The 23,188-nt window shown below is 69.5% G+C and carries 20 protein-coding genes; 7 read left to right on the forward strand and 13 right to left on the reverse strand.

The annotated features are described in order from the left end of the window. Positions 1-45: 45 nt before the first annotated feature. Positions 46-2,079: a PEP/pyruvate-binding domain-containing protein gene (locus tag AC1HFW_RS05160; RefSeq protein ID WP_479282123.1), complete on the reverse strand. Its 2,034-nt coding sequence runs from the start codon at positions 2,077-2,079 to the stop codon at positions 46-48. A 246-nt stretch (positions 2,080-2,325) separates the two neighbouring features. Here AC1HFW_RS05160 and AC1HFW_RS05165 point away from each other — a divergent pair, with 246 nt between their 5' ends. Together AC1HFW_RS05165 and AC1HFW_RS05170 are read left to right on the forward strand one after the other, a co-directional pair. Further along, complete coding sequence (locus AC1HFW_RS05165) at positions 2,326-2,511, forward strand: type II toxin-antitoxin system HicA family toxin (protein ID WP_006394353.1); 186 nt, start codon at positions 2,326-2,328, stop codon at positions 2,509-2,511. A 78-nt stretch (positions 2,512-2,589) separates the two neighbouring features. Beyond that, entirely contained in the window at positions 2,590-3,009 is a 420-nt protein-coding gene (locus AC1HFW_RS05170) for a type II toxin-antitoxin system HicB family antitoxin (protein WP_006394354.1), read from the forward strand. Between the two features lie 95 nt (positions 3,010-3,104). Here AC1HFW_RS05170 and argH read toward each other — a convergent pair whose 3' ends face one another. Then, positions 3,105-4,523: an argininosuccinate lyase gene (argH, locus tag AC1HFW_RS05175; RefSeq protein ID WP_006394355.1), complete on the reverse strand. Its 1,419-nt coding sequence runs from the start codon at positions 4,521-4,523 to the stop codon at positions 3,105-3,107. Between the two features lie 213 nt (positions 4,524-4,736). Between argH and AC1HFW_RS05180 the strand changes: the two genes are divergently transcribed. The 3 genes from AC1HFW_RS05180 (at position 4,737) to AC1HFW_RS05190 (ending at position 8,705) form a co-directional block, all read left to right on the forward strand. After that, entirely contained in the window at positions 4,737-6,068 is a 1,332-nt protein-coding gene (locus AC1HFW_RS05180; protein ID WP_061071580.1) for a mechanosensitive ion channel family protein, read from the forward strand. A gap of 92 nt (positions 6,069-6,160) precedes the next feature. Continuing rightward, positions 6,161-8,227: an NAD(+) synthase gene (locus AC1HFW_RS05185; protein WP_479286464.1), complete on the forward strand. Its 2,067-nt coding sequence runs from the start codon at positions 6,161-6,163 to the stop codon at positions 8,225-8,227. A gap of 139 nt (positions 8,228-8,366) precedes the next feature. Next, a complete protein-coding gene (locus AC1HFW_RS05190) occupies positions 8,367-8,705 on the forward strand; it encodes a P-II family nitrogen regulator (protein WP_006386376.1) in 339 nt (112 codons plus the stop codon). A gap of 632 nt (positions 8,706-9,337) precedes the next feature. On the opposite strand, the gene gspF is transcribed toward AC1HFW_RS05190, so the two are convergent. Next, positions 9,338-10,543 carry a type II secretion system inner membrane protein GspF gene (gene gspF / locus AC1HFW_RS05195; protein ID WP_061071579.1) on the reverse strand — a complete coding sequence of 402 codons (1,206 nt, stop codon included), beginning with the start codon at positions 10,541-10,543 and terminating at the stop codon, positions 9,338-9,340. Between the two features lie 174 nt (positions 10,544-10,717). On the opposite strand from gspF, the gene gspD reads away from it, so the two are divergent. Next, entirely contained in the window at positions 10,718-13,339 is a 2,622-nt protein-coding gene (gene gspD / locus AC1HFW_RS05200; RefSeq protein WP_061071578.1) for a type II secretion system secretin GspD, read from the forward strand. Further along, positions 13,336-14,763 carry a type II secretion system ATPase GspE gene (gspE, locus tag AC1HFW_RS05205; RefSeq protein WP_479282127.1) on the forward strand — a complete coding sequence of 476 codons (1,428 nt, stop codon included), beginning with the start codon at positions 13,336-13,338 and terminating at the stop codon, positions 14,761-14,763. The genes gspD and gspE overlap by 4 nt, the downstream gene beginning before the upstream one ends. A 119-nt stretch (positions 14,764-14,882) precedes the next feature. Here the strand turns inward: gspE and AC1HFW_RS05210 are convergent, their stop codons facing one another. From AC1HFW_RS05210 to gspG, 10 genes are all read right to left on the reverse strand, one after another. Further along, positions 14,883-15,413 (reverse strand): TlpA family protein disulfide reductase, encoded by a 531-nt coding sequence (locus AC1HFW_RS05210; protein ID WP_479282128.1) that lies wholly within the window; start codon positions 15,411-15,413, stop codon positions 14,883-14,885. Then, positions 15,413-17,575 carry a TonB-dependent receptor plug domain-containing protein gene (locus tag AC1HFW_RS05215; protein ID WP_479282129.1) on the reverse strand — a complete coding sequence of 721 codons (2,163 nt, stop codon included), beginning with the start codon at positions 17,573-17,575 and terminating at the stop codon, positions 15,413-15,415. Before AC1HFW_RS05215 ends, AC1HFW_RS05210 begins: the two co-directional genes overlap by 1 nt. A 438-nt stretch (positions 17,576-18,013) precedes the next feature. Further along, positions 18,014-18,769 carry a type II secretion system protein N gene (gspN, locus tag AC1HFW_RS05220; RefSeq protein ID WP_479282131.1) on the reverse strand — a complete coding sequence of 252 codons (756 nt, stop codon included), beginning with the start codon at positions 18,767-18,769 and terminating at the stop codon, positions 18,014-18,016. After that, positions 18,769-19,356: a type II secretion system protein GspM gene (gene gspM, locus AC1HFW_RS05225; protein ID WP_479282132.1), complete on the reverse strand. Its 588-nt coding sequence runs from the start codon at positions 19,354-19,356 to the stop codon at positions 18,769-18,771. Before gspM ends, gspN begins: the two co-directional genes overlap by 1 nt. After that, entirely contained in the window at positions 19,353-20,345 is a 993-nt protein-coding gene (gspL, locus tag AC1HFW_RS05230) for a type II secretion system protein GspL (protein WP_479282134.1), read from the reverse strand. The genes gspM and gspL overlap by 4 nt, the downstream gene beginning before the upstream one ends. After that, positions 20,342-21,286 carry a type II secretion system minor pseudopilin GspK gene (gspK, locus tag AC1HFW_RS05235; RefSeq protein WP_238890769.1) on the reverse strand — a complete coding sequence of 315 codons (945 nt, stop codon included), beginning with the start codon at positions 21,284-21,286 and terminating at the stop codon, positions 20,342-20,344. The genes gspL and gspK overlap by 4 nt, the downstream gene beginning before the upstream one ends. Further along, positions 21,283-21,897 (reverse strand): prepilin-type N-terminal cleavage/methylation domain-containing protein, encoded by a 615-nt coding sequence (locus AC1HFW_RS05240; protein ID WP_479282136.1) that lies wholly within the window; start codon positions 21,895-21,897, stop codon positions 21,283-21,285. The genes gspK and AC1HFW_RS05240 overlap by 4 nt, the downstream gene beginning before the upstream one ends. Then, the gene (gspI, locus tag AC1HFW_RS05245) at positions 21,894-22,298 is read right to left on the reverse strand and encodes a type II secretion system minor pseudopilin GspI (protein WP_479282138.1); all 405 of its coding nucleotides are present in this window, start codon (positions 22,296-22,298) and stop codon (positions 21,894-21,896) included. Before gspI ends, AC1HFW_RS05240 begins: the two co-directional genes overlap by 4 nt. Next, positions 22,285-22,773, reverse strand: a complete 489-nt coding sequence (gene gspH / locus AC1HFW_RS05250; RefSeq protein ID WP_479282140.1) for a type II secretion system minor pseudopilin GspH — start codon at positions 22,771-22,773, stop codon at positions 22,285-22,287. The genes gspI and gspH overlap by 14 nt, the downstream gene beginning before the upstream one ends. After that, positions 22,745-23,173, reverse strand: coding sequence for a type II secretion system major pseudopilin GspG (gspG, locus tag AC1HFW_RS05255; protein WP_006394369.1), 429 nt, complete (start codon positions 23,171-23,173; stop codon positions 22,745-22,747). The genes gspH and gspG overlap by 29 nt, the downstream gene beginning before the upstream one ends. Between the last annotated feature and the right edge of the window lie 15 nt (positions 23,174-23,188).

Here is a 23,188-nt window from a genome sequence, read left to right on the forward strand (position 1 = left end):
AGCCGCGGTGGCGGGCATTACGCCTGCCGCCGCGGTTTTTTTCCTTTAGCGGCGCGCGTCGATATAGGGGCGCGCCTGCAAGATGATGATCTTGTCGCCCACCACCGCCCACTCGATGTCCTGGTCGACCTTGCCCAGGTGCTGCTTGACCTGCCGGCCCACGGCGGCCAGCCGCGCGACCAGCGCATCGTTCAGCACCTGGCGCGCGTCCGGCGCGATCGGCACTTCGCGCACGCCGCCGGCCACATCGGCGACCAATTGCGTGTCCTCGGCCGAGCGGCTCAGCACCTGCACCGCCTTGGACCAGCTCGAATACATCACCTGTTCGGCCTGGCGCTTGCCTTCCACCACCTTGATACCCAGGCCGCGCTTGGCCGAGATGTACGTGACGTAGCGGCGGCTGGCGTCGAACGGGTCGCGCGTGATCATGACGCCGGAACTGTCGGACGGCGCCGCCAGCTGCACCAGCACGGCCATCACCACCGCGTCGTGGCCGATGCCGGCCGCGCGCCGCGCCTCGTAGGCGTCGAAGTTGTAGACCGAGGCCCACACCGTCTGCACCGCCTTGGCCAGGGCTTCGGGCTGGGTGACGTTGGGCACCGTGGTGTACAGCCCGGCGCCGCTGAAGCCGGGCAGGTCCTCGGAATTGGACGAGCTGCGCACGAATACGCCACGGCCCTTCAGGCGCGATTGCCACAGCGCGCGCCAGGATTCGGCCTGCGCCGCGTCGGGCGCGGCCTGCACGATGTCCTGGCGCAGGGCGGCCAGTTCCTTGCGCCGCACCTCGGGGTCGGCGATGAAGTCGGGGCGCTGTTCCAGCGCGGCCATGCGCTGCGCCACGTTCAGCCGCCGCATGAAGGCGGCGTACTGCGCGAACGGGATGCAGAAGCCGTCCGGCACGCTGGCGGCCGGCGGCAGGGCGGAGCGGAGCGCGCCCAGGTTAGCGGCCTTGACGCCGCAATGGCGGCTGTCGCGCACGGCCAGGGCATCCAGCGGCTTGAGCGCCTGCACCGTCAGGTCGGGCTTGGGCAATTGCGCGCGCGGCTTGGGCGGCGTCGTCGGCGGTTGGGTGGCGGGCTTGTCGCTGGGGCGCACCTGGTAGTCGTTGCCGCTGACGGTCAGCGTGACCCATTGGCCGTCGTACTGGCGCAGCGCGGTGGTGGCGTCGCGCACATAGGCGTTGGGAATGCCCCAGCCCTTGGCCAGCAGGTTGACGTGCGACAGCAGGGTGGACGGCCGCTGCGTGATCAGGCCGGCCACGGGCGGGATGGCGATCGGCACTTCGTCCAGCACCACGATGTCGTCGCGCGCCAGGTCGGGCGTGGCGTCGACCGAGGCGACGATGCGCAGGCGGCCCTGCGCGGTGCCGGGGTTCAGCGGCAGGAAGGCTTGTTCGCGCAACAGCGCTTCCTGGGTCACGAAGGTCAGGCCGGCCTGGGTGGCGGCCTGTTCGTGCAGGGTCGAGTTGGTCTTGAAGCGGATCGGGGCATAGAAGCTCTTGGCGACCACGTCGTCGGCCAGCTTCAGCAGCTCGGGCGTGAGGCGGTCGCCTTCCCAGAATTCATAGGTGTAGCCCGGCAGGTCGCGCTGCCAGCTCAGGGTGCCGAACAGCAGGCGGCGGTCGGGATCCTTGTACTGCGCGATCAGCACGGCCTTGGCCTTGCCCGGCAACAGGCGCCGCTCGCGGGCGAAGGTCTCGTGCAGGCCGTAGCGCGGCGTGTCCAGGTAGTAAATGCGGTTGCCGCGCTGGCGGTCGATCACGAACAGCACGTGCGGGATTTCCAGCGGCGTGCCGGCGTTGTAGACGCGCGCCAGCTGGCGGAACGCGGCCTCGTTCTCGATCCGGGCCATGAAGGCCGGGCCGCCGCGGCGCGCATCCTCGGCCTTGCGCGCCGCGATTTCCTCGGGCGTCAGCGGGCGGGCCTTGACGGGCTCGATCACGTTTTCGTACGGCGACGGCTTGCGCGCCGTCTGTGCCTGGGCGGCGGGCTGGGCGGCAAGCGCCAGCAGGCAGGCGGCCGCCAGGATGGCCGGACGGGACAGGGGCGACGGGAACCAGGACGCGCGCAGGGCTGGCATGGGGGAGGGGCTGAGTGGAAACGCGCCCATCATAGCGAACCTGTCCCCGCCGCTTGTGCGAGATCCGCAACGAGGAATGACACGCGGTGACAGGTAATTTGTTCCGCTAAACGTCGCCTAATCCACTGGCATGGCTTGCCAGCGGATACGCTCCGGAAGTCCGTCATGGCAGTAGCTGGCGAGCACAACATTTATGTTTTCTTAGACAACTTTATTGTTTAAGCTTGTCTGTACGCCGCGTGGGCCATGAAATACAGCGAATTCAAAAAATGGCTCGAGCGGCAAGGCGCGGTTTTTGTCGCGCATCGTTCTGGAAGCAGTCATTTCCGGGTCACGTTGAACGGTGTCACGACGATCTTTCCGTACCATGGTTCCAGGGAAATGGGTAAGCACCTTGAACATGAAATCAAGAAGCAGCTCGGATTGAAATGAAACGACGGATTCAATGCGGTCGACGGCCGGCTCCTGCTTTCTCTTCTTTATACCCAGCTCGGTAACCGGGAGGCTCGAATGCTGACCTATCCGTATACCCTCACGCTTGACTCCAATCGAACGTGGCTCGTGCGGTTTCCTGACATCCCGGAAGCCCTCACAGTAGGCGACGATAAGCGAGAGGCCGGGATCAACGCCCGCGAAGCGCTCGAGGCGGCGCTCGAAATCTACTTCGACGCGCGCCGGCCTATTCCCATGCCGTCTTCCGCGCGTGCGGGGCAGGCGTCGGTGACCTTGCCGGCACTCGTTACCAGCAAAGTGTTCCTGTCCAACGAGATGATCCAGCAAGGGGTGCGCAAGGCGGAGTTGGCTCGCCGCATGGGCGTGCACATGCCGCAAGTGGATCGCCTGCTGGATGTGCGGCACGCATCCCGGATCGAGCAGGTCGAGTCTGCGCTGGAGCAGCTTGGACGGCGTTTGGAGGTTTCGCTCGTCTGACGCCTCCCCCCGTTGTCGCACACAGCGGCGATTCATGAAAAACGGCCCCGGTAATCCGGGGCCGCTTGTTTTCCCGCCAGGGAATCGCCGGCGTGTTACGCCGCCGTTTCCTGCAGCACGCGGCGGGCTTCCTCGGCCACGCGCTCGGGGGCGGTGCCGCCCACGTGCTTGCGCGCGGCGACCGAGCCTTCCAGCGTCAGCACCTGGTGCACGTCGTCGCCGATGGTGGCGTGGTAGGCCTTGAGCTCGTCCAGCGACAGGTCGGCCAGGTCGCAGCCGCGCTGTTCGCAGTCGCGCACGGCGTGGGCCACCACTTCGTGGGCGTCGCGGAACGGCACGCCGCGCTTGACCAGGTAGTCGGCCAGGTCGGTGGCGGTGGCAAAGCCCTGCAGCGCGGCGGCGCGCATGTTGTCGGCCTTGACCTTGATGCCGGCGGCCATGTCGGCGAAGATCGTCAGCGTGTCGCGCACGGTGTCGACCGTGTCGAACAGGCCTTCCTTGTCTTCCTGGTTGTCCTTGTTGTAGGCCAGGGGCTGGCCCTTCATCAGGGTCAGCAGGGCGACCAGGTTGCCGTTGACGCGGCCGGTCTTGCCACGCGCCAGTTCGGGCACGTCGGGGTTCTTCTTCTGCGGCATGATCGAGCTGCCGGTGCAGAAGCGGTCGGCCAGGTCGATGAAGCCCACGCGCGGGCTCATCCACAGCACCAGCTCTTCGGACAGGCGCGAGACGTGCGTCATGATCAGCGCGCCGGCGGCGCAGAACTCGATGGCGAAGTCGCGGTCGGAGACGGCGTCGAGCGAATTGCGGCAGACGCCGTCAAAGCCCAGGGTCTTGGCGACGCGCTCGCGGTCGATCGGGAACGAGGTGCCGGCCAGGGCGGCGGCGCCCAGCGGCAGGCGGTTGACGCGGCGGCGGCAGTCGGCCAGGCGCTCGGCGTCGCGGCCGAACATCTCGGCGTAGGCCAGCAGGTGGTGGCCGAAGGTGACCGGCTGGGCCACTTGCAGGTGGGTGAAGCCCGGCATGATGGTGGCGGCATTGTCCAGCGCCACCGTGGCCAGCGCGTGGCGCAGCTGGCGCAGCAGGTCGATCAGGGTGTCGATCTCGCCGCGCAGCCACAGGCGGATGTCGGTGGCCACCTGGTCGTTGCGCGAACGGCCGGTGTGCAGGCGCTTGCCGGCATCGCCGACCAGCTCGACCAGGCGCTTTTCGATGTTCAGGTGCACGTCTTCGAGGTCGAGCAGCCACTGGAAGCTGCCGGCGTCGATTTCGGACAGGATCTGGGTCATGCCGCGCTGGATGTCGGCCAGGTCCTGGGCGCCGATGATGCCCTGGGCCGCCAGCATGTCGGCGTGCGCCAGCGAACCCTGGATGTCGACGCGCGCCAGGCGCTTGTCGAAGTCCACGGACGCCGTGTAGCGTTTGACGAGTTCGGAAACCGGTTCCGAGAACCGGGCGGACCAGGCCTGCGCCTTGTTGGCGAACTGGTTTTGATCGGGGGAGGGAGTGTTTGCCATGATGGCGGGGATTATAGGGCCTGCCCCGGGCGCCTGACGAATCCCGGGCCACGGGCGGGATGCCCCGCTGTTGCGGCTGGAAACTTGCGGCGGCGCGAGTTGTCGGATAATTCAGGGTCATATCCGGCGGCCTGCGGGGTTTTTCCATCGCCGAGCCGCCTCAAGATGAAAACGTCCCCCCGTCACCCGAAAGAGAGCACACGACCTATGCCCATGGAATGGGAAGAGCTGGCCACCGAACTCGATACCTACATGCCGCACCAGCCCTGGGCGCAGACGCTGGTCGGCATCGGCGTGCTGATCCTGACGGCGCTGTTCGTCCAGTGGGTGGTCGCGCGGGTGGTGCTGCTGCTGGCGCACCGGCTGCTGGTGGTCAGCGGCCACGAGGACTGGGACAAGGCGCTGCAACGCCGCCGCGCCTATCAGAACCTCTGGTACGCGGTGCCCTTCGCGGTGGTGTCGGTGGGCATCGACCTGGTGCCGCACGTCGAGAAGGCCGCCACGCTGGTCGGGCGGCTGGCCCACGCCGGCGCCTGGATCTGCGTGTTCGTGGCGTTTTCCGGGGTGCTGAGCGCCTGGCAGGACACCTATTCGGCCACCACGCGGGCGCAGACCCGCTCGATCAAGGGCTATATCCAGATCAGCAAGCTGATCCTGATGGCGGTGTGCACCGTGTTGGTGCTGTCGATCCTGATCGACCGTTCGCCGCTGTGGATGATCTCCGGCCTGGGCGCGCTGTCGGCGGTGCTGCTGCTGGTGTTCAAGGACACGCTGCTGTCGCTGGTGGCCAGCACCCAGCTCACCAGCAACGACATGCTGCGCATCGGCGACTGGATCGAGATGCCGCAGTCCAATGCCGACGGCTTCGTCAAGGACATCGCCCTGCATACGGTCAAGGTGCAGAACTGGGACAACACCGTCACCACGGTGCCGACCTACAAGCTGTTCTCGGAAAGCTACCGCAACTACCGCCACATGTTCGAGTCGGGCGGCCGGCGCATCAAGCGCACCCTGCGCATCGACGCCAGCAGCGTGCGCTTCCTGACCGATGACGAGGCCCAGCGCCTGATGCGCTTCCGGCTGCTGCACGACTACCTGCGGGTCAAGACCCAGGACATCGCCCAGGCCAACCAGACCATGGGCGAACTGGCCAGCGTGCCGGCCAACCGCCGCCGCCTGACCAATATCGGCACTTTCCGCGCCTACGGCCTGGCCTACCTGAAGCAGAACCCCGAGGTGCGCCAGGACATGGCGATGATGGTGCGCATGATGGAGCCCACCGCCGACGGCATCCCGGTCGAGGTCTATTGCTTCACCGCCGTCACCGCCTGGGTCGAGTACGAGCGCATCCAGGGCGACATCTTCGACCATCTGCTGGCGATCCTGCCGGAACTGGGCCTGCGGCTGTACCAGCAGCCGTCCGGCGCCGACATCGGCGCCATGGGCAGCTCGTTGCGCGAGGGCGCCCTGCAGGCCGCGCTGGCGGGCGAGGGCGGGCATCACCGGGGCGATCCGGAGCGACTGGCGCCGCCGTCCGGCGCATGACGCCGTGAGATAATGGCCGGGTTGGATGTCCCGGCCTGAAACAGGCCCGTTCCGTGCAGTTCCGTATCAAGGCGCCCCAGGCGATGGATCCGATGTCGAACCCGTTCTTCAACCTGTATTCCCACGGCTTCGCCCGGGTCGCCGTGGGCGTGCCCGAATGCCGGGTCGCGGATCCGGCCTTCAACGCCGCGCAGACCATCGCGCTGGCGCAGCAGGCGGCCCAGGGCGGCGCCGTGCTGGTGGCGTTCCCCGAACTCGGCCTGTCGGCCTACACCTGCGACGACCTGTTCCACCAGAAGGCCCTGCTGGATGCCTGCGAGGCGGCGCTGGACCAGGTGGTGCACGCCACGGCCGAGCTGGACATCGCCGTCGTCGTCGGCGCGCCGCTGCGGGTGGCGCACCAGCTCTACAACTGCGCGGTGGTGGCGGCCGGCGGCCGCATCCTGGGCGTGGTGCCCAAGAGCTACCTGCCCAACTACGGCGAATTCTACGAAGCGCGCCAGTTCAGCGCGGCCGATTGCGCCGTCGCCACCGAGATCCGCCTGCTGGAGCAGACCGTGCCGTTCGGCGCCGAGCTGCTGTTCCAGATGGAAAAGCTGCCGCTGTTCCAGTTCCACGTTGAGATCTGCGAAGACGTCTGGGTGCCGATCCCGCCGTCCTCGTTCGCGGCGCTGGCCGGCGCCACGGTGCTGGTGAACCTGTCGGCCTCGAACATCGTGGTCGGCAAGTCCGCCTACCGCCACCAGTTGGTGGCGCAGCAGTCGGCGCGCTGCCTGGCGGCCTACATGTACACCTCGGCCGGTCGCGGCGAGTCGTCCACCGACCTGGCCTGGGATGGCCAGGCGCTGATCTATGAGAACGGCGAACTGCTGGGCGAGTCCGAGCGCTTCCTGAACGAATCGCACCTGCTGTTTTCCGACGTCGACCTGGAGCGCCTGTCGCGCGAGCGCATGCACCAGACTACCTTCGGCCAGTCGGCGCGGCGCCACCGCGACGAAGTGCGCAAGTTCCGCCAGGTGCTGGTGCCGGTCGCGGCGCCGCTGGAAGACGCCGAGCTGCCGCTGGAGCGGCGCGTGCCGCGCTTCCCCTACGTGCCGGCCGATGCCCAGCGCCGCGACGCGCGCTGCCGCGAGGTCTACAACATCCAGGTGCAGGCGCTGGCGCAGCGCCTGTCGGCCAGCGGCATGTCCAAGGTGGTCATCGGCATTTCGGGCGGCCTGGATTCGACCCACGCGCTGCTGGTCTGCGCCCAGGCCATGGACACGCTGGGGCTGCCGCGCGCCAATATCCTGGCCGTGACCATGCCGGGTTTCGCCACCAGCAGCCGCACGCTGCAGCAGGCGCGCCAGCTGATGGCGGTGGTGGGCTGCACGGCCTCCGAGGTCGACATCCGCCCGAGCTGCCTGCAGATGCTCAAGGACCTCGGCCATCCCTATGCCGATGGCAAGCCGGTGTACGACATCACCTTCGAGAACGTGCAGGCCGGCGAGCGCACCAACCACCTGTTCCGCATCGCCAATTTCAACAACGCCATCGTCATCGGCACCGGCGACCTGAGCGAACTGGCGCTGGGCTGGTGCACCTATGGCGTGGGCGACCACATGTCGCACTACAGCGTCAACGCCAGCGTGCCCAAGACCCTGATCACGCACCTGGTGCGCTGGGTGGCCGAGTCCGGCCGCCTGGGCGAGGCCGGCGCGGCGGTGCTGCTGGACGTGCTGGGCACCGACGTCAGCCCCGAGCTGGTGCCGGGCGGCGACGATGGCAAGCCGACGCAGAAGAGCGAAGACACCATCGGCCCCTACGAGCTGCAGGATTTCAACCTGTACTACACGCTGCGCTACGGCTTCGCGCCAACCAAGGTGGCGTTCCTGGCGCTGGCGGCCTGGCGCGACCGCGATGCCGGCGCCTGGCCGGAAGGCGGCCACGTGGCGCGCAACCAGTACGACCTGGCGGCGATCAAGCGCAACCTGAAAATCTTCCTGGACCGGTTCTTCCGCCTCAGCCAGTTCAAGCGCACCTGCGTGCCGAACGCGCCCAAGGTGGGCTCGGGCGGCTCGCTGTCGCCGCGCGGCGACTGGCGCGCGCCGAGCGATTCGGAGTCGGTGGTGTGGATGCGCGACGCCGACCGGATCCCGGACGAGGCGCCGCCGGCCTGACCGCCGCCTGCGGGTTTTCCCGGCCGGCGTCAGGCCGGGCTTGGCGGGCCGGGCGCCGGTGGTATTCTCTCAATCATCGCGCCCTGGTCCGATATGCACCTCGGGCGCCGCAACAGATCGAACAATCAGGACGACCAACGTGAAACAAGTCACCGCCATCATCAAACCCTTCAAGCTCGACGAAGTCCGCGAAGCGCTGGCCGAGGTCGGCGTCAGCGGGCTGACCGTGACCGAGGTGAAGGGGTTCGGGCGCCAGAAGGGCCATACCGAGTTGTACCGCGGGGCCGAATACGTGGTGGATTTCCTGCCGAAGATCCGCGTCGAGGTGGTGCTGCCGGATGACCAGGTCGAGGCGGCGATCGAGGCGGTGGTGAAGGCGGCCCGTACCGGCAAGATCGGGGATGGCAAGATCTTTGTGACGCCGGTCGAGCAGGCCATCCGGATTCGGACGGGGGAGAGCGACGAAGAGGCGCTTTGAATTTGCGCTTGGATCGCTTGGGTTGAGTGGCGGGGGGATCGTTATGGTCTCCCCGAAGTTTTTTGGGGCGGGGTTTTGTTCTTGGGGCGCCCGGCGCGCAGGCGCAGCGGGTGCGGGCGCCAACGATTGCGGTCCGGAGCGTTCGCTCCGGACTGCCCCTTCGTCATCTTCGTCACAGCCTGCGGCTGTTCCTTCAGATTCCCTCGGGCGCATCGACGGCGCCCGCACCCGCTGCGCCTGCGCGCCGGGCTCGCGCCTTTGAGAATTGATGCGTTGCTGTGGTGGTTGCTTGCGGGGGGGGGCTTGCGGGGCCCGCAAACAGTGGCCGCGCGGGCGGCCGCTGTTTGCATACGCGGTGGTGGGGCGTCGGGGGGGTGTCGCTTCGCGCTGGGGGAGAGAGGGGGGAGGGGGAGGGCGCCGCGTTTTGGGGGTTATTTCTCTGACGTTCCGCGTCCCGCGTTCCGCGTTCCTCGCTCCAGATTCCGCGTTCTTTCTGTTATTTCATCTTGTGCCGAGCCGAGCCGAGCCGAGCCGAGCCGTACCGAGCCGTGGCGGGGCTATGCGCTATTGGCGCTTGCCATTGATTCTTTGAGGCCCGCGGGGTGGACGCGGGCCTTTTTCTTTTTGCGGGTCTAGCGGATCAGCTGGTTCATTTCCAGGATCGGCATCATCACGGCCAGCACGATCAGCAGGACGAAGCCGCCCATCAGCAGGATCAGGGCGGGTTCGAGCAGGGCGGTCATGGCCATGGCGCGGCGTTCCAGGTCGCGGGACAGGTTCTGGGCGCCTCGGTCCAGCAGTTCGGGGAGCTGGCCGGTTTTTTCGCCGCTGGCGATGAGGTGGATGAGGAGCGAGGGGAAGGCTTTCTGGGCGGCCAGGGAGGTTGAGAGGGAGGCGCCTTCGCGCACGCGCGCCGCGGCTTCGTCGACGGCGCCGCGCAGGACGTCGTTGCCCAGGGTGCGGCGGGCGGCGTCCAGGGCGGTGAGCAGGGCCACGCCGCTGCCGCAGAGGATGGCCAGCGTCGAGGCAAAACGGGCGGCGTTGACGCCGAGCACGAAGCGGCCGGCCAGGGGCAGGCGCAGCACGCGGGCGTGCCAGGCGCGGCGGGCGGCGGGCACGCGCAGGGAATAGCGCCACAGCACGATGGCCAGCGCGATGGCGGCGCCGGTGGCCAGGCCCCAGTCGCGCACATAGTCGGACAGCCCCAGCATGATGCGCGTCAGCAGCGGCAATTGCTGCTTGGCGTGATTGAAGGCGGACACCACCTGCGGCACGACGTAGCCCAGCAGGAAGATCACGATGATGACGGAGACACAGGCGACCACGGCGGGGTAGATGAACGCCGTCATGACCTTGCTGCGCAGGGTGTTGCGCTCTTCGATGTAGTCCGCCAGCTTTTCCATGACCTGCGCCAGGTCGCCGGACTCCTCGCCGGCGCCGATCAGGGCGCGGTAGATCTCGGGGAAGTCGCGTGGGCGCGAGGCCAGCGCGGTGGACAGGCGGTGGCCGGCGCGCACGTCGTCGCGCACGCCTTCGAGCGTGGCGGCGATGTGTTTTTTCTCGGCCTGTTCGAGCGTGGCGCTGAGCGCGGCGTCCAGCGGCAGGCGCGCGGCAAGCAGGCTGGCGAGCTGGCGCGTGAGCCAGGCCAGGTCGGCGTCGGACAGGCGCGTGCGCAGGGCAGCGCCCAGGCCTTCGGCGCGCGCGGCGGGAGAGGTGGACAGGGGCAACAGGCCGCGGCCGCGCAGCTGGTTGCGGGCGCCGCGCTCGCTGTCGGCGTCGATCGTGCCCTGCACGATTTTGCCGAGCGCGTCAGTCGCTTCGTAACGAAAGGATGGCATGGTGAGAGGTCGCTGCGGGCTTGCGCCGATGGGCGCGAAAGGCCCGTAAATCAAGGCTTTGCAGCCCGTCACCTTGCCTTTGGATTATGACCGTAGTGTTGCAGTGTCACCCCGTATACTCCGACGCGCTTTCACGTTTTTCCACACGACTTCACGTCTCAGGCACATCCCGTCATGCGTCATATCGCGCAACTCAGCCTTGCGGTCTTGCTAGCGGCAAGCCAACTCGGACCCGCGGCCAGCCAGGCCTATGCTCAACAGGCAGACAATCGCGTCAGCCTGAACTTCGTCGACACGGACATCCCCGCCGTGCTGCGTGCGCTGTCGTTGTTCACCAAGCGCAATTTCCTGGTGGATCCCCGCGTGAAGGGCAAGCTCACGCTGGTGTCGGACCGGCCCGTCGATAGCGGGCAGGCGCTGTCGATGCTGACCGGCGCGCTGCGCCTGCAAGGCTTCGCGATCGTCGATGTGGACGGCGTGACGCGCGTGGTGCCGGAGGCCGACGCCAAGCTGCAGGGCAGCGCGGTGGTGGGCGATCCGCGGCCGGCGCCCGCGGCCAGCGGCGCGGGCAAGGGGCCGGTGCCGGTCTCGGCGTTCGCGCGCGGCGGCTCGGGCAACAGCGGCGAGATGCTGACGCGGGTGTTCCCGCTGAAGTACGAGAACGCGGCCAACCTGGTGCCGGTGCTGCGCCCGATGGTGCCGCCGAACAATCCGATCAACGCCTACCCCGGCAACAACACGCTGGTGGTGACCGACTACGCCGACAACCTCGACCGCATCGCCGCGGTGATCGCGCGCATCGACGTGCCCAGTTCGATCGACACCGATGTGGTGCCGGTGCGTTCGGGCATCGCCTCGGACATCGCCATCCTGGCGTCGCAGCTGCTGGACACGCAGAGCAGCGACCCGACCCAGCGCATCGCGGTGGTGGCGGACCCGCGCAGCAACAGCGTGTTGATCCGCGCCGGCAGCCCGGCGCGCACGCGGCTGGCGCGCGACCTGATCACCAAGCTAGACGCGCAGCAGAACCGCGCCGGCAACCTGCATGTGGTCTACATGCGCAACGCGCAGGCCACCCGCATCGCCGAGGTGCTGGGCGGTCTGCTGACCGGCCAGGCCAATTCGGCGCCGGGGGCGGGCCCCACGGGTGGCAGCGGCGGCGCGGGCGGCGCCCTCGGGCAGAGCGGTGGCAACCGGTCGCAGGCGCCCACCGGCAACACCAATACCGGCCTGGGCATGTCGAATTCGTCCAATGGCTCCGGCGGCAACGCCAAGGGCGGCCTGTCCGGCGACCAGGACCGCATCGCGCGCGACGATTCCGGCAACCAGGCGGTGTCGTACTCCGCGGGCGGGGCCACGATCCAGGCGGATCCGGCCACCAACTCGCTGATCATCGCGGCGCCCGAACCGCTATACCGCAGCCTGCGCGAAGTGATCGACCAGCTCGACCAGCGCCGCGCGCAGGTGCTGGTGGAAAGCCTGATCGTCGAGGTCAGCGAACAGGCGGCGGCCGAATTCGGCATCCAGTGGATGACCGGCGCGGGCAACATCAACAGCGGCGGCACCAGCTTCATCGGCGGCACCAACCTGGGCGGCAGCGGGCTGTCGGGCAAGGGGCCGACCTCGATCGACGCGCTCGGCGGCGGCCTCAGCCTGGGCGTGGTCAAAGGCACGGTCGACGTGCTCGGCAACAAGGTCATCAACCTGGGCGTGCTGGCCCGCGCGATGCAGAACAGCGGCGAAGCCAACATCCTGTCCACGCCGAACCTGCTGACGCTGGACAACCAGTCGGCCAGCATCCTGGTGGGCAAGACGGTGCCGTTCGTGACCGGCCAGTACGTCACCAACGGCGGCAACAACAACAACCCGTTCCAGACCATTCAGCGTGAGGATGTCGGCCTGAAGCTGAACATCCGGCCGCAGATCTCCGAGGGCGGCGCGGTCAAGCTCGACATCTACCAGGAAGTCAGCAGCATCGACGAAAGCAGTTCGTCCGCCACCACCGGCATCGTCACCAACAAGCGCGCCATCGACACCAGCGTGCTGATCGACGACGGCCAGATCATCGTGCTGGGCGGCCTGCTCGAAGACAACGTGACGCTGACCTCCAACAACGTGCCGGGCCTGAGCTCGATCCCGGTGCTGGGCTCGCTGTTCAAGTACGACAGCCGCAAGCGCACCAAGACCAACCTGATGGTGTTCCTGCGCCCCTACGTGGTGCGCGATGCGCGCCAGAGCGCCAGCGTCACGATGGACCGCTACGACTACATGCGCCGCGCCCAGGGCAGCGCGCAGCCGGGCGATCACTGGCTGTTGCCGAACATGCAGGCGCCGATGCTGCCGCCGCCGGGATCGGCGCCGTCGGTGTCCAACAACGCCTACGACATGCGGCCCGACCAACTGGCCGAGACGATGCGGCGTCCGCCGCCCACGACGGTCGAATCGTTCGCGGTGCGCCAGTATCCGGCGGCGCGCCAGACCAGCGATCCGGCGCAGCCGATCCGCGCCAACCTGCCGCTGAACGTGAGCGTGGCGCGCGATCCGTCCTCGCTCTATGGCGAAGCCGAGAGCACCAGCGCGACGCTCCAGTTCGCCTCGGTCAAGACGCGCGCCGAGGCCGACCGCATCGCCCAGCGGGTGCAGGCCAGCGGCCTGCAGGCCTACGTGCAGACGGGGCCGGGCGGCATGGGCTACGTGGTGCGCAGCCAGGTGTCCAAGGACCCCGGCACCATCTCCACCGCGACGGCGCTGCTCAAGGAACTGGGCTTCAAGGGCGAACTGGTCTCGCACCTATGAGCGCGCATCCCTTGCCCTATGCCTGGGCGCGCGCGCAGCGGGCGGTGCTGTCGCTGCGCGCCGGCCATGCGCAGTTGACGGTCAGTCCGCGCACGCCCGAGTGGGCGGTGCGCGAGATCCAGCGCTGCCATGGCGATATCGCCGTGGCGCGGGTCGACGACGAGGCGCTGGAAACGTTGCTGGCGGCCGCCTACAGCCACGCCGAGGACGCCGCCTCGGTGATGGGCGTGGCCGAGAACGAGATCGATCTGGACCGCCTGCTGCAGGACATGCCCGAGGTGGCCGACCTGCTGGACGCGCAGGACGACGCGCCGGTGATCCGCATGATCAACGCGCTGTTCGCGCAGGCGGCGCGCGACGGCGCCAGCGATATCCACATCGAGCCGTTCGAGACCCATTCGGTGGTGCGCTACCGGGTCGACGGCACGCTGCGCGACGTGGTCTCGCCGCGCAAGGCGTTGCACGCGGCGCTGATCTCGCGCATCAAGATCATGGCGCACCTGGATATCGCCGAAAAGCGCCTGCCGCAGGATGGCCGCATCGCGCTGCGGGTCGGCGGCCGGCCGATCGACGTGCGCGTCTCGACGCTGCCCACCGGGCATGGCGAGCGCGCGGTGCTGCGCCTGCTGGACAAGGAAGCCGGCCGCCTGCAGCTGGAGAAGCTGGGCATGGCGCCCGGCGTGTTGCGGCAGCTGGACCGGCTGATCCGCCAGCCGCACGGCATCGTGCTGGTGACCGGCCCCACCGGCAGCGGCAAGACCACCACGCTGTACGCGGCGCTGAGCCGGCTGGACGCGTCCACCAGCAATATCCTGACGGTGGAGGATCCGATCGAGTACGACCTGGCGGGCATCAGCCAGACCCAGGTCAACGCCAAGATCGACATGAGCTTCGCGCTGGCGCTGCGCGCCATCCTGCGCCAGGACCCGGACGTCATCATGATCGGTGAAATCCGCGACCTGGAGACGGCGCAGATCGCGGTGCAGGCGTCGCTGACCGGCCACCTGGTGCTGGCCACGCTGCACACCAACGACGCGGTGTCGGCGGTGACGCGCCTGACCGACATGGGGGTCGAGCCGTTCCTGCTGTCCTCGTCGCTGCTGGGCGTGCTGGCGCAGCGGCTGGTGCGCAAGCTGTGCCCGGCCTGCAAGAAGCCGTCGATGCAGGACGGCGCGCGGGTGTTCCAGCCGGTCGGCTGCGAGGCCTGCAACTACACCGGCTATGCCGGCCGTTCCGGCATCCATGAACTGTTCACCGTGGACGACGAGGCGCGCCGCCTGATCCACGAAGGCAGCGACGAGCGCGAACTGCGCCGCGCGGCCAGCGCCGCCGGCATGCTCAGCATGCGCGAGGACGGCGCGCGCTGGGTCGAAAGCGGCGAGACCTCGCCGGAGGAAATCCTGCGGGTGACGCGCGACGCCTAGGGACTGTTCACACTGAACGAAGCCTGGCGCCCGATTGCCGGCCTGCCCGAAGGTGAGTACCCAGATGAGCGCCTCTCAGCGTTGCGAATGCTCGCCGGGGGCCTGCCACGACAGGCGGCTCAGGGCGTGGCGGCGTCTGGCTTGCCCGGCGCCGTCGCGCAGGCGCCGGCGATGCGTCGCAGGTCCGCGCTGGACAACGCGCCGAGCTGCCCTTCGCAGATGCGGGCCAACCGGGTCGCCACCGTGAAGGGCAGGGCGCCGCCCCGGTTGCCGGCGGCGCGCATCAGGGCGCCGACATTGCCGCCCGGACGCAACACTGGCAGGCGGACGCCGTAGCGCTGCACGAATTCGGTGGCGGCGGCCGGGGTGTCGGTGCTGACCAGCAGCACCGTCCACGCCGGATGGGCATCGGCGAAGCGCTGCAGCCGCGGCAGCTCGGTGACGCATGGCGGGCAGTCACGGCTCCAGAAATTGACCAGTACCGGCCCGTTCAGCGCCGACAGCCGCACGAAGCGGCTGCCGTCCAGCGTGGGCAGGGAGAAGTCCCAGGCCTGCCCCGCGGGCGGGCGCGAGGCCGGCCGCGGCTGGGCACCGGCGAGCGTCGGCGCCACGCACAGCGCCAGGCAGGTCCGCAGCAGGAGGCGGCGCATCAGAAGCTCAGTTTGGCGCCGGCGTACAAGTAGCGCCCGCGGCTGGGACCCCACAGATGTATCACGTCGAATTCGCCATCGCCGTTGACGAACAGCGGGCTTTCCGTGTCGGTCTGCTTGTAATCGAACAGGTTGTCGACGCCGGCATACAGCGAGAAGCGCTTGTTGACCGCGTATTCGCCGCGCAGGTCAAGGGTGAAGAAGCCAGGGCTCTTCTCGCGCTTGGGCGTGCCGTCCAGGTTGTAGCGGTTCTGCTGGCCGGAGCCGTCGTCGTGGAATTTGCGCAGGTTCATCGGACCGGTCCAGACCAGCTTGGCGTTGAAGTCGAAAGCGCCGCGGTCGTAGTCCAGGCCGAGGTAGGCCTTGGCGTTGGGGCGCGCGAAGGCTAGCGCCTTGGCCGGGAAGCGGTAACTGAAGCCCTCGACGGCGGCCATCACGCTCAGGGCCGGGGTCAGCAGGTAGGACGTGGTCAGATCCACGCCTTGCACGATGACCGGCTGGCGGGCGCTGGAGAACACCGTGATGCCAGCGTCTTCGTCCGGATCGAGCATAGCGACGTTCTTGATGTGGTTGTAGTTGTACGAACCCGTCACCGCCAGTCGGTCGTCGGCGTAGTTGAGCGCATAGCTGGCATTGAGCGATTCCTCGGGCTTGCTGATCTGGCGGTCGATGCGGGCCGTGTTGAGGATGCCGTGTTCCTGCTCGAAGAAGCTGGTGGGCGCGCGGAACCCCTTGCCGACGCTGAAGCGGCTCGAGAGCTGTTCGGTGTGGTGATAGAGCGCGTTCAGGCGCGGCGAGGTGATGCCGCCGAAGACGTTGTGGCGGTCGTAGCGCACCGAACCGTTGATCTCGAGCGCATCGTCCAGGAAGGCGCGGTAGGCCTGCACGAACAGGGCTGGAGTGCGATAGGTGTAGTTGTCGACGCCGCTTACCGGGGTGCCGTCTTCCTGGCTGCCGTGGCTTCTCAGGTCTTCGTAGCGGAAGTTGGTGCCCAGGGTGGTCAGCCAGCCCGCGATGGGTGTCTGCCAACTGGCCTCGGCGTAGTACTGCTTCTGGCGGGCGATGTAGGTGGCCAGTTCGTAGAAGCTGTCCTGTTTGTGCTCGGCCGCGCCCACGGCCAGCCGCAGCAGGCTGTCGCCGAAGCGCTTTTCGCCGGTGGATATGAACTGCACGCGGTCGGTGAAGATGATCTCGGACATGCCGCCGCGGCCGCCGCGGTCGCCGCCGGGACCCTTGTCGTACGACTCGATGCTGCCGTCCGATGGCTTGACCCAACCGTCGCGGTCCGGCGAGCCGTGCACGCCGCCGCGCCAGTCGAAGGGATTGCCCGTGGTGCTGTGCTTGATGGCCGAATAGTCGGTGCCCAGCGCGCCGCCGCCGCGCTTTTCGTTGACCACGTCGAGCCGGCCCCGCACCTTGAAGCCGCCGGCGTCGTCCAGGAAGAAGCCGATGCCGCCCAGGCGGCGATCGTAGCCGGTGTATTCGGAGATGCCGTTGTGGTCGGCGTCGACGGAGTCGTGCTTGTTGTAGTTCAGCGTCGCGGTGATGGCGCCGCCGTCGAAGGTTCGCGCCAGGTAGGCGTCGCCCTGGCGCGAGCCGTAACTGCCGATTTGCGCGCGGATGCGGTTTTCGTCTTCGGTGGGGCGCTTGGTGACGATGTTGACCGAGCCGGACAGGGCTTCGGGGGCGATCAGGCTGGCGCCGGCGCCGCGCGCCACGTCGATGCGTTCGACGCCATAGACGCTGACGCTGTCCAGCCCGTAGGCCGAGGACACCGAGGAGAAGATCGGCACGCCGTCGATCATCAGCGTGGTGTAGCGGCCGGGCAGGTTGTTCAGCACGATGTTGCGCACGTTGCAGATCGGGCATTCCACCTGCACGGCGATGCCGGGGTTCTTGTCGAGCGCTTCGTTGACGTTGGTGGCGCCGGCCTTGGCGATGGCGCGTTCGCTGATGGATTCGGTCTTGACGAGTTCGTCGCGCAGGGCGCCGGGTCGCGTCGAGGCCTGGTTGGAACGGTCGATGACGGTGATCGGGGCCAGGGTGGGCGCGACGGCGTCGGCGGCCGCCCGGCTTGGCGCCGGCGCGGCCCAGGCGGCGACCAGCGCCGCGGCTAGCACGGCGAGTCGGAGGGGCGTGCGGGAAGGGAAGACGGAAGACATGGCGGAGGGCATCGGGTGGGCGGGTTCCAGGAGGGAGCGGCCACGGCCGGGGCGGCTGGCCCCAGCCGTGGTGGCGCGCTCAGTTGAGACAGGAACCGGCCACCGCGCGGCCGCGCGCCGTCGCCCCGGGGCAGCGGGAGGACGGGTGGCGCAACGTGATGCGCAAGGGGCGCGCGGGGGAATACGACATGGGGAAAGGGCGGACAACGACGGCTGCAAAAATCATTCAAAACGTTATGTTTTATGAATTTTTGCGTCAATCGAGAGAGAGTCCGAGATCACGCAGGCGTGTCCGCGAGACGGCCGCCGCGCGGCGGCGCTTCGCATGACGGAGGCGGGGGGAGGCATCGACGGCGCCACGGGGGGGCGTCGATGCCTGTGAATCAGTCTGGCAATGACGGGTTCGTGGCCGGCGTGCAACAGGACGCCGGCCCGGCGCTACTTGCCGGTGCCGAAGACCACCACGTCGTCGTTGCGCCGGCCCAGGGTCGACATCAGGCCGTCGAGGGCGGTGCGGTCGGCCTCGCTGGCGCTGGCCGCGAAGGTTGCCTGGCCCTGGAAGCGCACGCCGCGTGTGTTGACGCTGCCCTGGCCGGTGACCGCCAGCGGACCGCTCTCGGTGCTGAGCGCCAGCGTGGCGCCGGCGCGGCCGTTGCCGCGCACCCGCAGCACGTAGGTGCCGACCGGCGCCACCGGCGACAGGGCGGTGGCGGCGTCGCGCCAGCGCAGTTCGGCCAGCGGTGCGTCGGGCAGGGCGCCGCCCAGCTTCAGCGACTGCCAGCTGATTTCCAGCGCGCCCTCGGGCGCCAGCGTGTTCCAGGGCGCGCCCAGCGCCGGCAGCACCGTGGCGGGCACCCGCAGCGATTGCGCCGACAGCGACAGGCCATCCCAGCCCAGGCCGGCGCGCACCGGGCCGCGCAGCCAGGGATGCGATACCTCCAGCGTCATTGACGACCAGCGCCACTGCCAGTGCAGGGCCTGCGGCAGCATGCGGCGCGCGCCGGGCGGACCGAGCGCGAGCCAGGCGCTGCCGTTCCAGACCGTGCCGGCGGCGTCGGCCAGCGCCACCGGCGCGTCGGCCGGCAGGAAGGCCAGCAGCCAGCGGGCCGGCAGCACGGCGGCCGCGGCCGCGAGCGCGCAGGCGGCGCAGGCCAGCGCCAGGCCGGTGCGCTTGGGCAAGCGAGGCAGACGCATCAGGAACGGGCCTGCGGCGCCGGCAGGGCCAGCTTGATGCTGCCGTTGACCAGGCCGGGCAAGGGCCGTCCATTGACGTTGGCGGCGCGGGTCAGCTCGACCTGCCTGACCGCCAGGCCCCAGTCGCCGGCGGCGTTCTCGAGCCAGCGCAACAGCGCCGATGAGGGCACTTCGGTTACGGCCAGCGTGACGCTGTCGCCCTGGCCCGGATGCTCCAGCTTCCAGTGGTCGGCCGGCAGGCCCGCGCGTTCCAGGCTGGCGCCGATGTCGGCGGCGGCCGGCAGGGCGGCGGCGGGCGCGGCGGCCTTGCCGCGCAGGGCCATGGCCTGCGTGGTGATGTCCGCCACGGCGGCGGCCTGGCCGCGCAGGCGCGGCAGTTCCTCGCGCAGCTTGCGCACCGAGTCCAGCGCGGGCTCGATCAGCAGCGTGAAGACCAGCACCGCGCCCAGCAGGGCGCCGGCGCCGTTGACCAGCCGCCGTTCGCGCGGCGCCAGGGCCTGGTAGCGCTGGCGCGCGCGGTCGGCAGCGGGGGCCAGGGGTTTGAGGGCGGCGCGCCAGGCGGCGCTCAGGCGTTCAATGGGCTTCATGGTTGGCTGCGCGTGATGCGCCAGGTGTTGTCGGTGTCGCCGCGTTCCAGCTTCAGGCCCTGCGAGGCGGCCTGCTGGATCAGCGCGGGCGTCTCGGCCACGCGCTGGGCCTGGGCGCCGGCATCGGCCAGTTGCAGGGTCAGCGCCTGGTCGGCATAGGACAGGCGGGCGACGTTGTCGGCGGCGAATGGCAGGGTCTGCGCGGCGGCGCGCGCCAGCGGCAGGAAGTCGCCGGCGTTGGCGGCGCCGCGGCGGTTCTGCAGCGCGTCCAGGCCTTGCTGCGCCTGGCGCGCGGGGTCCAGCACCACCGGCAGTTCGGGAAACGCCGCCAGCACCTGGCGGCGCATGCCGTCGCGCAGCGACTGCGCCTCGCCGCGCAGTTGCGCCGCATGCAGGTTCAGGCCGCCGATCCAGACCACGGCCGCGACCGCGCTCCAGCGCCATACCGGCCGCCAGCGCGACACGCGCGCCGGCGCCAGCTGCGGCATCGCCAGCGACCACGGCGGCGACGGTGCCAGCCAGCGCGGATCGGCCGGATCGCACAGCGGCGCGGTGTCGTCCGGCGCCAGCGTCTGCGGCGCGATCAGGGCGTGGGCGCGCAGGCCCTGCGCGTTCAGCAGGCTCCAAGCGCGGCGCACTGGTTCGCGCGGCGCCCAGGCCAGCGCCACGTTGCCGTCGGCGTCGCGCGGGCCGTGGCCGATGGCCAGGTCGTCCAGGTCGCTCAGCACCAGCGGCTCCAGCGCGCCGCGCACGGCGGCGGCGAAGCGCGCCTTGGCCACGGCCGGCACCTGGATCGTGGCGGCGATGACGTCGGCGGGATGCAGCACGGCCTCGCAGGCGGCCTGCGGATAGGCCTGGCCCAGGGCGTGCAGGGTCAGCTCGCCCTGGCGCGCGCAGCGGCCGCGGCGGTCGAACCAGGCAAAGGGCAGCAGCGAGCCCGGGCCGAGTTCGGCGAGCGGGGCCAGCGCGATGCGCAAGGAATTCTTCAAGGGGTTTCTCTCGTCCAGATAGTGTCGGGCGCGGCGGGCGGCGCGCTGCGTATCAGCGCCTGCATCGAGACCCGGGCCCGTTCGTAAACGACCGCGCCGCTGGCCAGGAACCAGCCGCTGGTCGTGCTGACGGCGGGCGCGGGCGTCTTGACGCCGGTGGCGGCCAGCCGGTTGGCGAAGTCGCCGCTGTTGTTGAACCAGTTGCCGCGGTCGCGTTCGCCGGTGATGGCGCGGGCCTGGCTGAGCGACAGGCCCGCGACCAGCGCGGCGATGACCTCGGGCGGCGCGGTATTGACGTTGACGTTGGTGGCGGTGGGCAGCACCGTCATCGTGCGCCGCAGTTCGCCGCGCACGGCCGGCTCCAGCCCCAGCAGCGCCGCCACGTCGTCGATGCCGCGCGGCAGCGGCGCGCGCGCCTGCGGCGCCTGGCCGCCCTGGGCCGGCGTGGGCGCGTTGGCGGCGGGCGCCGGAGGCTGGCTGGCGGCGATGATCTCGATGATGCGGCCGGCCAGCGTGTCGGGCAGGCGCAGGGCGCCCAGCAGCCGCCGCAGCACCTGTTCCTGCTCCGGTTGCGGCACGCCGTTGCTGGCCAGATTGGTCAGGTTGTACTTGCCCTGTTCGTCCTGCACCTTGCCGGAGAACACCGCGACCCGGTCGTCGCCGGGGCGCTCGATGCGGGTGTCGAGCACCGGCGTGGCCCAGATCTGGTCGCCGCGGGTGGTCGATTCGCGCTTGCCGTGGTCGCGCACCACCAGGCGGGCCCAGTCGATGCCGCCGGCCAGCAGCATGCGGGCCTGCACCCGCGCCATCTCGTTCTCGATGCGGCGGGTGCTGGCGGTCTGGCGCTGGAACAGGCTGGTGGTCAGCGCCGCGACGATGGCGACGATGATCAGCGCGCTGACGACGGCGGCGCCGCGCTCGCGCGGCAGGGTCGTGTTCATGGCAGCTCCAGGATGCGGCTGTAGCGCCGCACGTCGCCGGCCGGGCCGCGGTCGAGCGTGATCTCGATGCCGCTGGGCGTGGCGGAGAAGGGCGAGCGGGTGTCCATCCAACCCGCGCCCGTCACCCAGCCGCGCAGGGTCAGGTCGCGCACGCCCGGCAACAACAGCACGCCATCGCCCACCGGCGGCAGCGGGCCCTGTTCGGCGGGTACGCCGCTGGCGCGCCACAAGCCGTCCTTGCGCACCGACCATTGCACCCGTTGCCAGCGGCCGTCGCCGTCCGGATCGGGCCGCAGGATCTCCAGCACCTGCGCGCCGGCGGCGCCGCGCAAGAGGCGCACGCCGGTCGTGAAGACCTGGGTATCGATGCCGGGCGCAGCGAACGACGGACCGTTGTAGGCCAGTTCGACATCGCGTCCCATCTGCCCCAGCGTGCGGACGATGGCGTCGGTGTCGTCGGACTGCCGCGCGATCCAGTCGCGCGCGCTGGAGACGCTGTCCAGGCCGCGCCAGGCCATCAGGCTGACGAGCGCCATCAGCGCCAGCGCCACCAGCACTTCGATCAGGGTGAAGCCCGCCTGGGCGCGGGCGTGGGGGCGGCGGCAGGTCATCGCAGGCTCGACAGCAGGCCGTCCAGTTGCAGCAGGGCCGCGCCATTGCCCGCGTCGCGGACCTTGACCGAGACCTGGCGGAAGCTGCGGTTCAGGGAATTGGTGAACACCAGTTCGCATTGCAGCGCCAGGCCGCCCTGCGGACAGGCGACGGTCTGCGAACCGGCGCGCGGCAGGGTCTGCTCCAGCCGCAGTTGGGTCAGCGCGTTCTGCGCGGCCAGCAGCGCCAGCGTCTTGTCCTGCAGCGCGCGGTTGTTGGCGGCCATGACGCCGGTGGCGCGCAGGGCCGCGCCCATCGCCACGGCGATGATGGCCAGCGCCACCAGCACCTCGATCAGGGTGAAGCCGCGCTGGCGTTGGCGCCGCGAAGGGCGCGCGGGAGGAAATTCAGCGGATGTCATAGCGTCCGGCGGCGTCGCGTGTCACCGTCACGAGCGAGTCGCCCGCGCGCAGCTGCACGCTGAACGGGTCGGCCACCCATTCGGTGCTGAAGACCAGCGGACGGTCGGGCGACAGCCGCAGCTGCACCTGACGGGCCAGCCAGGCCTGCGGGCGCAGGGCCTCGTCGCGCTCGAGCTTGTCGACCGGCAGGGGCGCGTCGTCCTGCGCGGTGGGCGCGTCGGAACGGCCCTGGCGCTCGAACGACCAGCCGCCGCCGGCGGGCAGCCAGCGGATCGACCGGCCATCGCTGCGGGCTTCGCCTTCGGCCACGGTGAAGGCGTCGACCAGGCGCTGCGCGTCCTCGCGCAGCGGGTCGGCGCGCTTGCCGATGGACAGGCTCACCATGCTGGCGGCGATGGCGACGATCACCAGCACCACCAGGACTTCGACTAGCGTGAAACCGCGCTCAGAGTTCCCACGAACCGATGTCGGCATCGCCGCCTTCTCCGCCGGGCTTGTTGTCGGCGCCGAACGAGAACACATCGATGTCGCCTTTGACGCCGGGGCTCAGGTATTGATACGGATGGCCCCAGGGGTCATTGGGCAGCTTGTCCAGGTAGCCGCGCCAGTTGGACGCGCCTTCCGGCTTTTCCACCAGCGCGCGCAGGCCCTGCGCGGTGGTCGGATAGCGGCCGTTGTCCAGTCGGTACAGCTTGAGCGCCTGCATGATGCCGGCGATGTCCTGGCGCGCCGCGACCTGGCGGGCCTGGTCGGGACGGTCCAGCACGCGCGGCACGATCAGGGCCGCAAGAATCCCCATGATCACGATGACCACCATGATCTCGATCAGGGTGAAACCTTGCTGGCGGGCGAGCCCACGCGATGACTGGCGCACTTCACGACTCCGATA

The organism is Achromobacter sp. ISS7 (assembly GCF_056523125.1).

Coding starts and splice junctions, on each gene's coding strand:
- gspF (WP_061071579.1), bottom strand. CDS start 10,543: ATGCCATCCTTTCGTTACGAAGCGACTGACGCGCTCGGCAAAATCGTG.
- AC1HFW_RS05180 (WP_061071580.1), top strand. CDS start 4,737: ATGGAATGGGAAGAGCTGGCCACCGAACTCGATACCTACATGCCGCAC.
- AC1HFW_RS05170 (WP_006394354.1), top strand. CDS start 2,590: ATGCTGACCTATCCGTATACCCTCACGCTTGACTCCAATCGAACGTGG.
- gspK (WP_238890769.1), bottom strand. CDS start 21,286: ATGAACACGACCCTGCCGCGCGAGCGCGGCGCCGCCGTCGTCAGCGCG.
- gspD (WP_061071578.1), top strand. CDS start 10,718: ATGCGTCATATCGCGCAACTCAGCCTTGCGGTCTTGCTAGCGGCAAGC.
- AC1HFW_RS05185 (WP_479286464.1), top strand. CDS start 6,161: ATGTCGAACCCGTTCTTCAACCTGTATTCCCACGGCTTCGCCCGGGTC.
- AC1HFW_RS05165 (WP_006394353.1), top strand. CDS start 2,326: ATGAAATACAGCGAATTCAAAAAATGGCTCGAGCGGCAAGGCGCGGTT.
- AC1HFW_RS05240 (WP_479282136.1), bottom strand. CDS start 21,897: ATGACCTGCCGCCGCCCCCACGCCCGCGCCCAGGCGGGCTTCACCCTG.
- AC1HFW_RS05215 (WP_479282129.1), bottom strand. CDS start 17,575: ATGTCTTCCGTCTTCCCTTCCCGCACGCCCCTCCGACTCGCCGTGCTA.
- gspM (WP_479282132.1), bottom strand. CDS start 19,356: ATGAAGCCCATTGAACGCCTGAGCGCCGCCTGGCGCGCCGCCCTCAAA.
- gspI (WP_479282138.1), bottom strand. CDS start 22,298: ATGACATCCGCTGAATTTCCTCCCGCGCGCCCTTCGCGGCGCCAACGC.
- gspE (WP_479282127.1), top strand. CDS start 13,336: ATGAGCGCGCATCCCTTGCCCTATGCCTGGGCGCGCGCGCAGCGGGCG.
- argH (WP_006394355.1), bottom strand. CDS start 4,523: ATGGCAAACACTCCCTCCCCCGATCAAAACCAGTTCGCCAACAAGGCG.
- AC1HFW_RS05160 (WP_479282123.1), bottom strand. CDS start 2,079: ATGCCAGCCCTGCGCGCGTCCTGGTTCCCGTCGCCCCTGTCCCGTCCG.
- AC1HFW_RS05210 (WP_479282128.1), bottom strand. CDS start 15,413: ATGCGCCGCCTCCTGCTGCGGACCTGCCTGGCGCTGTGCGTGGCGCCG.
- gspH (WP_479282140.1), bottom strand. CDS start 22,773: ATGCCGACATCGGTTCGTGGGAACTCTGAGCGCGGTTTCACGCTAGTC.
- gspN (WP_479282131.1), bottom strand. CDS start 18,769: ATGCGTCTGCCTCGCTTGCCCAAGCGCACCGGCCTGGCGCTGGCCTGC.